We start from the raw sequence: 14,985 nt of genomic DNA on the forward strand, positions 1-14,985 counted from the left end.
TTCGCTGATCGGCCGGTTCGATGAAAAAACCGGACCCCAAAAGACTTTTGCCGCTAGACGATTTTCAAGGCCTTGAGAATGACCAGCGACTGCTCGGCAAATGCCTCGGCCTGCTCGGTCAGCTCGGCAATGTTTTCTTCGGCGGTGGTCAGCGCTTTGCCGTTTTTCAGCAGACCTTCACCCTGGCCACCAATGATGCCCCACGCCAGCAGTGCCCACTCGGCCGGACGGGTTTTGCCTTGTTTGATCGATATCAGGAACAACTGCTGGAAACGGCTGACCGTCACGCCACCACCGGTCACCGGGCTGGCCAGCACCTGGATCTTGTGGTCGAACAACGAGCGTCTGCACAGTTGCAGGTTGAGCGTATTGCAGCGTGTCTGCACGTGTTTCTCGGCCGCTTCGCTCTGGCACGGTGCCACGGCGCCCATCCCGATCAACACGTTGAGAGCCTGCTCCACATCGCCATAACTCAATGAAGGCGAAGCTTCCAGCAAGTGGCGCAAGGTCTTCGGTACATAGGCATCATCCGCCAGCGCGTCCAGCACCGGGCCGTAAATATCCGCCTGCAACGTCGCGGAACCCGCCGGGCCCGTGACGCTGCACGCGACGCTGTCTGCCAGTTGCATCAGGACAAAACGGGTACTGAGCATGCGCTCGCGGTGTTCACTGGCGGACAACCGGTTGGCGCCACGCACGTAAAGGTCCCGACGGAAGTTCTGATTGACGAAGTAATCACGCGCCTGCTCCCGCATGACCGGATGCTCGATGCCTTCCAGAAAGTCCATGCCTTCGGCGCTCAGGTTGAGCGGGTCCACCGTGTCCAGCGGCACGGCGGTGGTGGCGTAGTCGAGTTTGGCAGGAGCCAGGGCATCGACCACGTCGGTGAAGTACATGCAATTCCAGTCGCGGTTGAAGTATTCATGGGCGACGTACTGGCGATTCTGGCCCTTGATGCTCTGGAGCTTGGCGTCCAGATTCGGTGCCGAATTGGCGTAGTTGGGGTTGGCCGCCAGCAGCGCTTCGGAGAACTGCAGCGCGGCGTCGATCCGCTGGTCCGGCCGGGCCGAGGCTTGCGAAGCAAAACGGTCATGCAGGCTGAACAACTGGCGTAACGGCGCCATGGGCGACCAGCCCGGGAAGCAGTTGTAGCTGATGTACACATGACCGCCCGGCTTCAGATGACGACGGACAAACTCGACGATCAGCTTGTGATTGTCACGGCTGACCCAGGTCCAGATGCCGTGCAGGCTGATGCTGTCGAACTGCGGCAGGTCATGGCGGGCCAACAGTTGCTCGAAGCTGTCGTCATACAGCCGCGCATCGCTGCCCCAGTCGTTCGCCAGCCCGATGGCATGGGCGGCCTGGCCCGGATGGAAATCCGTACCGACATAGGTCCCCGGATTACCCGCCGCATGGATATTGATCGAAACGCCCTGACCAAAACCCAGCTCGCAGTGATAGCCGTCGGTACTCTCCAGCGTGGCGAAACCACGCAACAACAAACAATAGCGCTGGAAAACCGGATTGATCTCGCGGCTATACCCGTAGGTGTAGCCTTCGTCCGTGAAATAACCTTCGTTCCAGGCATTGCTCATGCGTGACACCCTTTTATATCGAAAGTGAAGGTCGATCTTATAAGGGGTAGTCAGGACGAATCACAAGCGGAAAAGCGATGCCCCGCAGCCAGCCGTCGTCTATCAGCCAATCACCCGCGCATACACCGACCGGTCGATGTTGCCCCCGGACAGAATCACCCCCACCCTTTTGCCCTGCATCCTGTCCCGCTCCTGCATCAATGCAGCCAGCGCAGCGGAGCCAGCACCTTCGGCGAGGTTGTGGGTGTCGGTGTAGTACACACGCATGGCTTCGGCGATTTCGTCCTCGCTGACCGACACGATTCGTGCAGCGCCGGCCCCATAAACGTCGAACGCCTCGGCAATCGGTTTGCGCACGGCCAGGCCGTCGGCAAAGGTATTGGCGGAGGCGGTCTCGCAGATCGTTTTCGCCTCGAAGGACAGCTTGGCGGCGGCCGCTTCGGTCGAGACCACGCCCACCACCTGAGTATCCAGACCCAGCGCATCACGAGCGGCGATCACACCACAAATGCCCGAGCCACAACCGATCGGCACATAAACGGTGTGCAGATCCGGCGCCGCACTGAACAGTTCCAGCGCGTAGGTCGCCACGCCCTTGACCAGTTCGGTGTGGAATGGCGGTACCAGATAGAGCCCGTGTTCCAACGCCAGACGTGCCGCCTCTTCACGGGCCTCATCGAAATCACGTCCGTACTCGACCACTTCGCCGCCAAAGCCGCGCATGGCGTTGTTCTTCTCCAGCGAATTACCCTCCGGCACCACAATCAACGCCTTCAATCCGACGGCACTCGCTGCCAGTGCCAGGCTCTGCCCGTGATTGCCGCGCGTCGCGGAGACAATGCCTTTGACGTTGGGATGTTCGCGGCGCAGCCAGTGCATGAAGGTAATGCCGCCGCGTACCTTGAACGCACCGGTCGGGGTGTGGTTTTCGTGCTTGACCCACACCGTGCAGCCCAGCCGCTCGGCCAGTAACGGCCAGCGGTATTGAGCGGTGGCCGGCATCACCTGGTAAACCTGAAGGGCAGCCTGTTCGATGTCTTCGCGAGTGAGTGAATGCATGGGAATCTCCTTGTGCGTGGCCCCAGTCTAGGCACAGGCACATCACGTCGGCTTTCAAAAAACTGACCTGACTTTCGCCTGCGCTCTTCACTACTATGGCGCTCATGAGCCATCGAAACCGTCAGCAGCCAGCCGTCATCCCGGAACCGGTCCGTCGTATCGAGGCCGGCCCGTGGGCAATCGAATTGCTGCCCGGCGCCGCCTACGCCGCTCGATATGTGGCGAGCCAGTCGGCAATCGGCTTTGCCTTCGACAGCCAGCGCGGCGTACATGCCATCGGCAGCGACCGGGTGCGCCCCTTCGATGCCATGCCCAATGGCCTGGCGTTTGTGCCTGCCGGCTGTGACGTGATGTCCGAATCGCCCATGGGCGGTGAATACCTGCGGGTGATTCGCACCGACGGCCTCGCGCTCGCAGGTGAGCACGCGTTCAACAATCGCATCGATCCACAGGCCATCCACCTCGCCTCGCGAATGCGTCGTGCCTTGTTGAATGCCTCGGTGGACGATGACTGGGAAACCTGGGCGCTCGAACTGGCGGAGTGCGCCGAAGGTAAAGACACTGTGTCACTCCAGGGCTCGATCACCGGCCACCGTATGCGCCTGCTCGACGAGTTCATCGATGCCGGCCTCGACGGCCCGCTCGGCATTCACACCATGGCGCAATTGCTGGAACTGTCCGAAGGCTATTTCATCCGCGCCTTCAAGCAGGCCACTGGCAAAAGTCCCCATAGCTATTTGATAGATCGACGCCTGGCCCGGGCCCGGGCACTGATGCGTGACTCGAAGGCCAGCCTGGCGGAAATCGCCCTCGCCTGCGGTTTCAACTCCCAGGCGCACATGACCAGTGCGTTCAAACAACGACTTGGCGTAAGTCCGGCGCAATTGCGCGCAGGATCGCGTCACAATCCAACCATTGGCAAAAAACCAAATCAGTGGTGAATTTTTTCGTGTCCACTTGTATCTGATCAGGAAGAAGCCGTGCCATCACAGAGATGGCATCGGTCACGGCAAACCGCTCTGACTCAAGCCTCACCGGGCCTCGCGGTTTGCACAAAGACAGATCAGATGCAGAGTGAATCCCATGGAATCAAAGGAAAGCGTCAGCCCGATCGGACTGAAAGACATCACCATTGTCGACGACGCCAAAATGCGCAAAGCCATTACCGCCGCCGCACTGGGCAACGCGATGGAGTGGTTCGACTTCGGCGTCTACGGCTTCGTCGCCTATGTGCTGGGCAAGGTCTTCTTCCCCGGCGCCGATCCCGGTGTGCAGATGATCGCGGCACTGGCGACTTTCTCGGTGCCGTTCCTGATCCGGCCGCTGGGCGGACTGTTCTTTGGTGCGCTGGGGGACAAGTACGGACGGCAGAAAGTCCTCGCGGCGACCATCGTGATCATGTCGCTCAGTACCTTTGCCATCGGGTTGATTCCCTCCTATGCCTCGATCGGCATCTGGGCGCCGATCCTTCTGCTGCTGGCGAAAATGGCCCAGGGCTTTTCGGTCGGGGGCGAGTACACCGGCGCTTCGATCTTCGTCGCCGAATATGCGCCGGATCGCAAACGCGGCTTCCTCGGCAGTTGGCTGGACTTCGGTTCCATCGCCGGTTTCGTCCTCGGCGCCGGTGTGGTGGTGCTGATTTCCGCGATCATCGGCGAAGAAAAGTTCCAGGAATGGGGCTGGCGCCTGCCCTTCTTCCTCGCCCTGCCGCTGGGCATGATCGGGCTTTACCTGCGCCATGCGCTCGAAGAGACGCCAGCGTTCCAACAGCATGTCGAAAAGCTTGAACAAGGTGACCGCGAAGGCCTGGCCGGCGGCCCGAAAGTGTCGTTCAAGGAAGTCGCGACCAAACACTGGCGCAGCCTGATGACCTGTATCGGTGTGGTGGCGGCGACCAACGTCACCTATTACATGCTGCTCACCTACATGCCGAGCTACCTCTCGCACAACTTGCACTACAGCGAAAATCGCGGGGTGCTGATCATCATCGCGATCATGGTCGGCATGTTGTTCGTGCAGCCTGCCATCGGTTTCATCAGCGACAAGATCGGCCGTCGTCCCTTCATCATCTTCGGCAGCATCGGTCTGTTCATCCTCGCCATTCCCGCGTTCATGCTGATCAACAGCGGCAAGATCGGCCTGATCTTTTCGGGCCTGCTGATACTGGCCGTGGTGCTCAACTTCTTCATTGGGGTCATGGCCTCTACGCTGCCGGCGATGTTCCCGACCCACATCCGCTACAGCGCGCTGGCCAGTGCCTTCAACGTCTCGGTGCTGATCGCCGGTGTGACGCCGACCGTCGTCGCCTGGCTGGTGGAAAGCACCCAGAACCTGTACATGCCGGCCTATTATCTGATGGTGACCGCCGTCATCGGGCTGATCACCGGTGTGACCATGAAAGAAACCGCCAACAAACCGCTGCGCGGCGCAGCACCGGCAGCGTCCGATATCGAGGAAGCCAAGGAGCTGCTGCAGGAGCATCACGACAACATCGAACAGAAGATCGAAGACATCGACGCCGAAATCGCCGAGCTGGAAGCCAAACGCGAGCACCTCGTGCAGCAGCACCCGCGAATCGAATAACGATATAAAGAGTTGATGGGACAACAGGGTGGAATTCAAACGCCCTTCTGTGGTGTTCTGTTCGTCAGGAGCCGGTGGTTTTTTCTGCCGGCTCACGCCTGTTCAGCAGCTGACGATGAGGTTCGTTTCATGAGCAAAACGCCTTACGTACCACCCAAGGTCTGGAAACACAGCGCTCCGTCCGGCGGCCAGTTCGCCAACATCAACCGCCCGATTGCCGGGCCGACCCATAACAAGACCCTGCCCGTCGGCAAGCATCCGTTGCAGCTGTACTCGCTGGCCACTCCCAACGGCGTCAAGGTCACGATCCTGCTGGAGGAGTTGCTGGCGCTCGGGCACACCGGGGCCGAATACGATGCCTGGCTGATCCGTATCGGCGAAGGCGATCAGTTTTCCAGCGGCTTTGTCGAGATCAATCCGAACTCCAAGATCCCTGCACTGCTCGATAGAAGTGTTGAGCCGGCAATCCGGGTTTTCGAGTCGGGCTCGATCCTGCTTTATCTCGCCGAAAAATTCGGCGCGTTCCTGCCCACCGACCTCGCCGGACGCACCGAAACCCTGAACTGGCTGTTCTGGCAAATGGGCTCGGCACCCTACCTGGGCGGCGGTTTCGGGCATTTTTATGCCTATGCGCCGGAGAAACTCGAATACCCGATCGACCGTTTCACCATGGAGGCCAAGCGTCAGCTGGATGTGCTCGACCGACGCCTGGCCGAGAGTCCTTACCTTGCCGGCGACAGCTACACCATCGCCGATATCGCGGTCTGGCCGTGGTACGGGCAACTGGTGCGCAATAACGTGTACGGCGCGGCCGAATTTCTCTCGGCGCACGAATACACCCATGTGCAACGCTGGGCCGAGGACATCGCCAAACGGCCGGCGGTCATTCGTGGGCAGCGCGTCAACCGGACCTGGGGCGATGAGGCGAGCCAGGTGCCGGAACGACATGAGGCGGCTGATCTGGACTGATCGCTCGCACCCGATAACAAAAACCAAGGGGCGCCCACATGAACATTCTCTACGACGAACAGATCGACGGCGCCCTGCCGGACGTCGATAAAACCGCGCTGTTGCAGACGTTGCAAACCCGGTGGCCGGCACTGGAAATCCTGCATCAACGCGAGGATCTCGCCCCGTACGAATGCGACGGTTTGTCCGCCTATCGCACCACGCCGCTGCTAGTGGTTATGCCCCGGCATCTGGATGAGGTGCAGGGCATCTTGCGCACTTGTCGTGAGATGAGCGTGCCTGTGGTTGCCCGGGGTGCCGGCACTGGATTATCCGGTGGGGCGCTGCCGCTGGAAAAAGGCGTGCTGTTGGTGATGGCGCGCTTCAACAACATCCTGCACATAGACCCGGCCGCTCGCACCGCGCGGGTTCAGCCTGGGGTGCGCAATCTGGCGATTTCCCAGGCGGCTGCCCCGTTCGGCCTGTATTACGCGCCGGATCCTTCCTCGCAGATCGCCTGTTCCATCGGCGGCAATGTCGCGGAAAACGCCGGCGGCGTGCATTGCCTCAAGTACGGTCTGACCGTGCACAACCTGCTCAAGGTCGAGATCCTGACGGTCGAGGGCGAACACCTCACGCTCGGCTCCGATGCGCTCGATTCTCCCGGTTTCGATCTGCTGGCGCTGTTCACCGGCTCCGAAGGCTTGCTGGGCGTGATCACCGAAGTCACGGTCAAACTGCTGCCCAAGCCGCAGACCGCCAAAGTCTTGCTGGCCGCATTCGATTCCGTGGAAAACGCCGGCCGCGCCGTGGCCGACATCATTGCCGCCGGCATCATTCCCGGCGGCCTGGAAATGATGGACAACCTGGCCATCCGCGCCGCCGAGGATTTCATCCACGCCGGCTACCCGGTGGACGCCGAAGCGATTTTGCTTTGTGAGCTCGATGGCGTCGAAGCCGACGTCCACGATGACTGCATCCGCGTGCGCCAGGTGCTGAAAAACGCAGGCGCCAGCGAAGTGCGCCAGGCCAGGGACGAAGCCGAGCGCGTGCGCTTCTGGGCCGGTCGCAAGAATGCCTTCCCGGCCGTGGGCCGCTTGTCGCCGGACTATTACTGCATGGACGGCACCATCCCGCGCCGCGAACTGCCCGGCGTGCTGCAAGCCATTGCGCAGTTGTCCGCCGAGTCCGGCTTGCGCGTGGCGAACGTGTTCCATGCCGGCGACGGCAACATGCACCCGTTGATTCTGTTCGACGCCAACCAGCCCGGCGAGCTGGAACGCGCCGAAACCCTGGGAGGCAAAATCCTCGAATTGTGCGTGAAGGTCGGCGGCAGCATCACCGGCGAGCACGGTGTGGGGCGGGAGAAAATCAATCAGATGTGCGCGCAGTTCAACAGTGATGAGCTGACCCTGTTCCACGCCGTCAAAGCGGCGTTCGACCCCGGCGGCCTGCTCAATCCGGGCAAGAACATCCCGACCCTGCACCGCTGCGCCGAGTTCGGGGCCATGCATGTTCACGCCGGGCAACTGCCCTTCCCCGAGCTGGAGCGTTTTTGATGGTCCGAGAAAAGGATGTCGACGACAGCGCCGCGCTGCTCGATCAAGTCAATCAGGCGTTACAGGACGCCACGCCATTGCGAATTCAGGGCGCTAATAGCAAGGCGTTTCTGGGGCGAATCGTCGCCGGAGAAATCCTCGACACCCGCACCCATCGCGGCATCGTCAGCTACGACCCGACGGAACTGGTGATCACCGCACGTTGCGGCACACCGCTGAGCGAACTGCTTGCGGTGCTGGATGCTTCACAACAGATGTTGCCGTGCGAACCACCGGCCTTCGCCGACGATGCGACGGTTGGCGGGATGATCGCCAGCGGACTGTCTGGCCCGAGGCGCCCGTGGTCGGGCTCGGTGCGGGATTTCGTGCTGGGTACGCGGATCATCACGGGTCATGGCAAACACCTGCGCTTTGGCGGTGAAGTCATGAAAAACGTCGCCGGTTATGACCTGTCGCGGCTGATGGCCGGCAGTTACGGCTCGCTGGGAGTGATTACCGAAGTCTCGCTTAAAGTCCTGCCCAAACCCCGTGAGTGCCTGAGCATCAGCCTGGAAATGGACAGCGAACGTGCCTTGCAGCGCCTGGCGGAATGGGGCCAACAACCGTTGCCAATCAGCGCCGCCTGCCACGATGGCCAGCGCCTGCATTTGCGTCTGGAAGGTGGTGAAGGCTCGGTGGCGGCGGCCCGTGATCGACTCGGTGGCGAACGACTCGATGGTGCTTATTGGGCAGATCTGAATGAACAGCGCCTGGATTTTTTTGATGAGGACCAGCCCCTGTGGCGTCTGTCGGTGCCGAACAACACCCCGCCGCTGGCCTTGGCCGGTGTGCAAATGCTCGACTGGGGCGGCGCCCAGCGTTGGCTCAAATCAGGGGCCGAAGCTGCTCTGATTCGAGAGGTGGTTTCGGCTGTTGGCGGGCATGCGACCTGCTACAGCCATGGTTTGATCGACGCGCCGTTTCATCCGCTGCCACCTGCCCTCCTGCACTATCACCGTCGCCTCAAGCAGCAACTCGACCCTCAGGGTGTCTTCAACCCCGGTCGCCTGTACGCGGAGCTTTGAGCCATGCAAACCACTCTCAGCGAAAAAGCCCGACAACTGCCCCGCGCCGAAGAAGCCGAAAGCATCCTGCGCACCTGCGTGCACTGCGGCTTCTGCAACGCGACCTGCCCGACCTATCAGTTGCTCGGCGATGAACTCGACGGCCCACGGGGTCGCATCTACCTGATCAAGCAAGTGCTGGAAGGCAACGACGTCACCCGCAAAACCCAACTGCATCTGGATCGTTGCCTGTCCTGCCGCAATTGCGAAACCACCTGCCCCTCGGGGGTGGATTACCACAACCTGCTCGATATCGGCCGCGCAGTGGTAGATGCCGCCGTACCGCGGCCCATCGGCCAACGCTTGTTGCGCGGAGGTTTGCGCGCAGTGGCGCCCGATGCCTCTCTGTTCAAGGGACTGCTCGGTGCTGGCCGGATCTTCCGCGCGCTGCTGCCCGAGACTCTGCAAACCAAACTGCCACGCAACACCTCTGCAACCGAGCGCCGCCCGGTAACCCGGCACGCCCGCCAGGTGTTGATGCTCGAAGGCTGCGTGCAACCGGGTCTGTCGCCCAACACCAACGCGGCAGCAGCAAGGGTGCTGGATCGATTGGGGATCAGCATTACACCGGCGCAGAATGCCGGCTGCTGCGGCGCCGTGGACTATCACCTCGATGCCCAGCCCAAAGGACTTGAGCGGGCCCGCAAGAACATCGACGCCTGGTGGCCGGCCATCGAGTACGGCGCCGAAGCGATCGTGCAGACCGCCAGCGGTTGTGGTGCGTTCATCAAGGATTACGGACACCTGCTCTGCACCGACCCGGTCTATGCCGAGAAGGCAAAAACCGTAAGCGCGCTGGCGAAAGACCTGGTGGAAGTGTTGCGTGAGGAACCGCTCGAGTCCCTGGGACTTCATGCCGATCAGCGGCTTGCTTTCCACTGCCCCTGCACCTTGCAACACGCACAGAAACTCGGAGGTGCGGTGGAGTCGGTGCTGACCCGGCTGGGCTTCAATCTCACGACCGTGCCGGACGCCCATCTGTGCTGCGGCTCGGCGGGCACCTATTCGATAACGCAACCGGCGCTGGCCCGGCAACTGCGCGACCAGAAGCTCAATGCACTGGAAAGCGGTCATCCGGATGTCATCGCTACCGCCAATATCGGCTGCCAGGCCCACCTCGACGGCGCGGGACGCACACCGGTCAGGCACTGGATCGAGCTGGTGGATGCCGCGATGCACTTGGTGAGAGACGCGTAGGATTGCTGGCGGTGGTCAAACGATGGGCCAAAAAAAACCGCCTTTGCGGGGCGGTTTTTTCGGCAAGCCTCAGTTTGCGGCTGGGGCCTGCTGTCTCACGGACAACTCTGACGTGCGGGAATACTATTAATCTTTGGTTTTCGTTGCAACGTTATTTTGCGTGCGCTGAATGGCGTTATTCGAAAGATCCGTATTCTTGGCGTGTTTTGACCACATCAAATCATACTGACAGAAATAACGAATTACAAAACATACCAAAGCTTTCCCCAGCATTCTCAAAATCCCGCCTCAGGACAGGTTAATATGCCAACGCTCACTCGCCAGTGCGTCCATGAGGTTTGGCTGGAACCATAACGGTTTCATGCCCTTCGACACGGTTTTGCACCCGTGCCGGAATGATGGCTCGGAGGGATCACAACCGGCCGCCTCATGGACAACTCTGACGAGCATGTCCGAAGGCACGCGTGGCCCGGTAAGTGCGCTGGAGGTCTGGCCCCCGACCTGGAGGCCAAAACGTATGAAGCTTTTGCTGCGTACGCTGAGCCTCGTATGGAGATCGTTTCAAGCGTTTCGCTTTTACGAATTCCTGCGAGACCACTTTGACAACCTGAAGTAACGGTTGTCGATGCGGGAAAAAGCCCGTTTTGGCTTCGGCTGAAACGGGCTTTTTTTGTTCTTAAAAACTGTCACTTGTAGGACTTTTTATAAAATTGATCCTGTTCATCTGTAAGGCATTTCTCTGACACCTGTCATCCCGACATCCTCCTCACCGTCAGTTATGAGCTAATAGCGCCTTCATTAAACCGTCGCTGAAACGTTGTACTAGGATAGGATCCAATTTCCTGATTCGCTGTCGCCGGGCATGGAGCTGTTTTCCGGTGGTTCAGGAACACGAGTACCACACTGCAACTCATGGATGAACGACATGAACTCACAGCTGTTTCCTCACATTGGCAAGGTCATCGCCAGCACTGGCAGCCGACATTTCCCACGGATGCTGCACGACCTGATCCTGACCCAACTGGCGGTGGACGCCACGCATATCCGGCAGATGCGCGTGGAACCGGTTGGACGCACGCAACCGCGCGGCGAACCCGAATGCATCAAGGAAGCGCCACTGCCGGCTGAAACGGTGTATTCCGAACTGAGCACCCTGCCGAGTGCCAATGATTTACCCGCTCCCGAACCCTCGACGGTCACCGACGCCTCGCAATTGCACCTGACCCGGCGCAAGGACGGTTATCGCTATGTGATCTCGGTCTACCGTTGCGGTCCGGCAAAACGCTTTTCCGCTCATGAGCGCAGTTTGTTGCAGGACATTTCCCCGGTGCTGCTGCCGATGGTGGAAAAACACATCAACGCCCTGCAACCGGCGAACACTGACGCCCAAGGGCAATCCCAGGAACAATCGGATTCCACCCTGTTGGGCCTGGAAACCCTGCGCCTGCGCTTTTGCGAACGAGTGGAGCAACTGGGGCTGAGCCTGTCGAACCGCGAAATGGAAGTGTGTGTCGGTCTGCTGGCCGGGCGCACCGCGCCTGAACTGGCCGAACAGTTGCAACTGAAGGTCAACACCGTCGAAAGCTACCTCAAACGCGCAGCCATCAAACTAGGCATCAGCGGACGTCACTCGCTGATGCGCTGGATGTATTCGCCGAAGGACTGCCCGGCAGCCTGCGGCCCTTCGAACGCGGCCTGAAGGCTCACACACCTCTGACGAAACCGCCCTCCTGCAAAGGACGGCGGTTTTTTCGTGCCCTCATCAATCCCGGGCCAGCGCCTCGATCGGATCGAGCCGCGACGCATTGCGTGCTGGCACGAAGCCGAACACGATACCGATCAGGGTCGAGCAGATCACGGCAGTCAGCACTGAAGTCAGCGAGAACACCATTTCCCATTCCTTGATGAACAGCGAGAACAGGTGGCCAATGGCATAACTCAGCGAGATACCGATGGCGCCACCGAGCAGGCAAACCATCACCGCCTCCACGAGAAACTGCTGGCGGATGTCCGACTGCCGCGCCCCGACCGCCATGCGGATGCCGATCTCACGGGTACGCTCGGTGACCGACACCAGCATGATATTCATCACGCCGATACCGCCCACCACCAGCGAAATCACGGCGATCAGCGACAGCAGCAAGGCCAGTGAGCGGCTGGTTTTCTGCACGGTCTGCATCACGCTGTCGAGGTTGTTGGTGAAGAAGTCCTTGGTGCCGTGGCGCTGCAGCATCAGTTTGTTGACGTTGTCTTCCACCACTTTGCTCGGCTGACCGTCCTTGATCCGCACACTGATGCTGTCCAGATAACGCTGGCCCAACAGCCGCCCGGCGGCGGTTTCATAAGGCACCCAGACATTGAGCGACTTGCTCGACGAGAAGATGTTCTTGTTCTCCGCCGCCACACCGATCACGGTGCACGGCAGATTGCCGATCAGGATCACCTGCCCCAATGGATCGACGCCCTCGCCGAACAACCGATGGCGGGTGTTGTGATCGATCACCACCACCTGCGCCTGACGCCTGGCATCGCTTTCACTGAACGGGATGCCTGACTCCATCTTGATTCCGCGCACCTGGAAATACAGATCGCTGACGCCGTTGACCTGCGCATCGAGGTCGATGTTGCGATAGCGCAGCAACAGATTGCGTCCGACCACCGGAGTAGCGCTGTCAACGTAATAGAGCTGATTGAGTGCCGTCACATCCGCCGGCACCAGGGTTTCGATGGCCGCCGAGCGACTGTCACCGAAACTGGTGCCGGAATAGATATCGATGGTGTTGCTGCCGATGGCCTGGATGTCCTTGAGTACATAGCGCTTGGCCCCTTCGCCGATGGCCGAAATCGACACCACCGAGGTGATGCCGATGACGATCCCGAGCATGGTCAGCAAGGTGCGCATCCGATGGGAGATCAGTGCGACCCAGGCCATGTTGAACGCTTCCTTGAACAAGCCGAAGCTGGCCACCAGACGTCGTGCCGCACCGGATTTACGCGACACGGCGTCTTCGTTGGTCAGTGCCGTGGTGTCGCGCTCGTTGCGGCGGTCGCTGAGGATTTCGCCGTCGCTGACTTCGATGATGCGTTCGGCGTTGGCGGCGACCTTAGGGTCGTGGGTCACCAGAATCACCGTGTGCCCGGCGGCGTGCAGCTCCAGCAGAATGCGCATCACCTCCTTGCCGCTGGTGGTGTCGAGGGCGCCAGTGGGCTCGTCGGCGAGGATCACTTCACCGCCGTTCATCAAGGCCCGGGCGATACTCACCCGCTGCTGCTGGCCGCCAGAGAGCTGGCTGGGGCGATGGGTCAGGTGCCCTTCGAGCCCCAGCCGCGCCAACAGCTCACGGGCCCGGGCGTGGCGCTGCGGCTCTGGCGTGCCGGCGTAGATCGCCGGCATCTCGACGTTGTGCATCGCGCTCAGATGCGGCAGCAAGTGATAGCGCTGGAAGATGAAGCCGAAATAGTCGCGACGCAGTTCGGCCAGCGCCTGATTGTCCAGATCCCGGGTTTCCCGGCCGTTGATCTTGTAGCTGCCGGCCGTGGCGTAGTCGAGGCAGCCGAGGATGTTCATCAGGGTCGATTTGCCAGAGCCCGAAGCACCGATGATCGCCACCATTTCCCCGGCATGGATCGTCAGGTCGATATTCTTCAGCGCCAGAAATTCACGGTCGCCAGCGGTGAAACTGCGGCTGATGCCGCTCAGTTGCAGCAGAGGTTCGGTCATGCTCATGCCCCTGCCACTTTCGCCACCGGATCACCGATCACCACCCGGTCGCCTTCGGCCAGACCGTCGTTGACCTGCACCTTGACGTTGTTGTTGATCCCGGTCTGCACATTGCGCGACTGCGCCTGGCCCTTGGCGTCCAGCACCCGCACCGGGAAGCTGCCGTCGTTATTGCGCGGACCGAGTGCCGCCACCGGAATCGTCAGCACCGACTTGGCGGTATCGAGCACCACGCGTACCTGCGCCGTCATGGAGATACGCAGGCGATGATCCGGGTTCGGCACCTCGAACAGCGCGTTGTAAAACACCGCCGTGTTCTGCTTCGGTGTCCCGGCAGGCGGCGCTTCAAGGAAGTTCTGCGGCGCAGGGTCAGTGCCGCGCAGCTTGCCGTAGTAACGCTTGTCCTCACCGAGAATGGTGAAATAGACCTCCTGCCCCGGCGCAATGTGAATGACATCCGCCTCCGACACCTGAGCCTTGACGGTCATGGTGTCCAGGTCCGCCAGTTTCAACAGGATCGGCGCCAGTTGGTTGGCGATCACGGTCTGGCCTTCCTGGGTGACGATGCCCACCACGTCGCCGTCGATGGGTGCGACGATCCGCGTGTACGCGAGATTGACCTTGGCCGTGTCGATCTGGATATGCGCGCTCTTGATCTGCGCGTCCAGCGATAACAGGTTGGCCTGCTGCACCTCGTAGTTGGATTGCGCGGTTTCGAAATCCTGCCGCGAGATCGACGCGTCCTCCTGCAGATTCTGATAGCGCTCGTAGATTGCCTTGGTCTGCCGGAGCTGAGCCTGAGTCGCCCGGCGCTGGGCTTGCAGGTTTTCCTCGTCGACCTGCGCCTGACGCAAGGTGTTCTGCAACACCAGCGGGTCGATTTCCGCCAGCCACTGGCCCTTCTTGACCTTGTCGCCGACCTTGACCTTCAGCGACTTCAACTGCCCCGAGACCTGGGCACCGACGTCCACCTGCTTGATACCTTCCAGCAATCCGGTGGCCAGCACCGCGTTTTCAATGTCACCGCGTTCAACCGTGGCGGTCAGGTACTGCGGTGCTTCGGCCGGTGCCTGCACCGTGTAGAACACCAACCCGGCCACCAGCGTCAACGCGATTCCCAGACCGACTTTGCGCAACTTCGACTGTTCCATAAATGACCACAATTCCGTTCAGGGTTGAGCCCGGCCAGCGGCCGGGTTCCAGGATAAAAACTTCAA

11 protein-coding genes are annotated in these 14,985 nt (G+C 60.7%); 7 read left to right on the plus strand and 4 right to left on the minus strand.

Annotation, left to right across the window (positions count from 1 at the left end):
• Positions 1 to 53: 53 nt before the first annotated feature.
• On the minus strand, positions 54 to 1,598 hold the full coding sequence (locus OQ248_RS28125) for a class I SAM-dependent methyltransferase (protein ID WP_265814895.1): 1,545 nt from the start codon (positions 1,596 to 1,598) through the stop codon (positions 54 to 56).
• Positions 1,599 to 1,700: 102 nt separating this feature from the next.
• Positions 1,701 to 2,657, minus strand: coding sequence for a threonine dehydratase (locus OQ248_RS28130; RefSeq protein ID WP_265814896.1), 957 nt, complete (start codon positions 2,655 to 2,657; stop codon positions 1,701 to 1,703).
• Between the two features lie 95 nt (positions 2,658 to 2,752).
• On the opposite strand from OQ248_RS28130, the gene OQ248_RS28135 reads away from it, so the two are divergent.
• From OQ248_RS28135 to OQ248_RS28165, 7 genes are all read left to right on the plus strand, one after another.
• Positions 2,753 to 3,598 (plus strand): AraC family transcriptional regulator, encoded by an 846-nt coding sequence (locus OQ248_RS28135; protein ID WP_265814897.1) that lies wholly within the window; start codon positions 2,753 to 2,755, stop codon positions 3,596 to 3,598.
• Positions 3,599 to 3,740: 142 nt separating this feature from the next.
• On the plus strand, positions 3,741 to 5,240 hold the full coding sequence (gene proP / locus OQ248_RS28140; protein ID WP_114882313.1) for a glycine betaine/L-proline transporter ProP: 1,500 nt from the start codon (positions 3,741 to 3,743) through the stop codon (positions 5,238 to 5,240).
• A gap of 129 nt (positions 5,241 to 5,369) precedes the next feature.
• On the plus strand, positions 5,370 to 6,209 hold the full coding sequence (yghU, locus tag OQ248_RS28145) for a glutathione-dependent disulfide-bond oxidoreductase (protein ID WP_265814898.1): 840 nt from the start codon (positions 5,370 to 5,372) through the stop codon (positions 6,207 to 6,209).
• A 38-nt stretch (positions 6,210 to 6,247) separates the two neighbouring features.
• On the plus strand, positions 6,248 to 7,747 hold the full coding sequence (gene glcD / locus OQ248_RS28150) for a glycolate oxidase subunit GlcD (RefSeq protein ID WP_265814899.1): 1,500 nt from the start codon (positions 6,248 to 6,250) through the stop codon (positions 7,745 to 7,747).
• Complete coding sequence (glcE, locus tag OQ248_RS28155) at positions 7,747 to 8,811, plus strand: glycolate oxidase subunit GlcE (protein ID WP_265814900.1); 1,065 nt, start codon at positions 7,747 to 7,749, stop codon at positions 8,809 to 8,811. The genes glcD and glcE overlap by 1 nt, the downstream gene beginning before the upstream one ends.
• A gap of 3 nt (positions 8,812 to 8,814) precedes the next feature.
• Complete coding sequence (gene glcF / locus OQ248_RS28160) at positions 8,815 to 10,047, plus strand: glycolate oxidase subunit GlcF (RefSeq protein ID WP_265814901.1); 1,233 nt, start codon at positions 8,815 to 8,817, stop codon at positions 10,045 to 10,047.
• A 925-nt stretch (positions 10,048 to 10,972) separates the two neighbouring features.
• Positions 10,973 to 11,746: a LuxR C-terminal-related transcriptional regulator gene (locus OQ248_RS28165; protein ID WP_265814902.1), complete on the plus strand. Its 774-nt coding sequence runs from the start codon at positions 10,973 to 10,975 to the stop codon at positions 11,744 to 11,746.
• Positions 11,747 to 11,809: 63 nt separating this feature from the next.
• Here OQ248_RS28165 and OQ248_RS28170 read toward each other — a convergent pair whose 3' ends face one another.
• Both OQ248_RS28170 and macA read right to left on the minus strand, forming a co-directional pair.
• Complete coding sequence (locus tag OQ248_RS28170) at positions 11,810 to 13,768, minus strand: MacB family efflux pump subunit (RefSeq protein ID WP_119426609.1); 1,959 nt, start codon at positions 13,766 to 13,768, stop codon at positions 11,810 to 11,812.
• Between the two features lie 2 nt (positions 13,769 to 13,770).
• Positions 13,771 to 14,919, minus strand: a complete 1,149-nt coding sequence (gene macA / locus OQ248_RS28175) for a macrolide transporter subunit MacA (protein ID WP_085708569.1) — start codon at positions 14,917 to 14,919, stop codon at positions 13,771 to 13,773.
• Between the last annotated feature and the right edge of the window lie 66 nt (positions 14,920 to 14,985).

This window comes from Pseudomonas sp. COW5 (genome assembly GCF_026240005.1).
GTDB lineage: Bacteria > Pseudomonadota > Gammaproteobacteria > Pseudomonadales > Pseudomonadaceae > Aquipseudomonas > Aquipseudomonas kribbensis.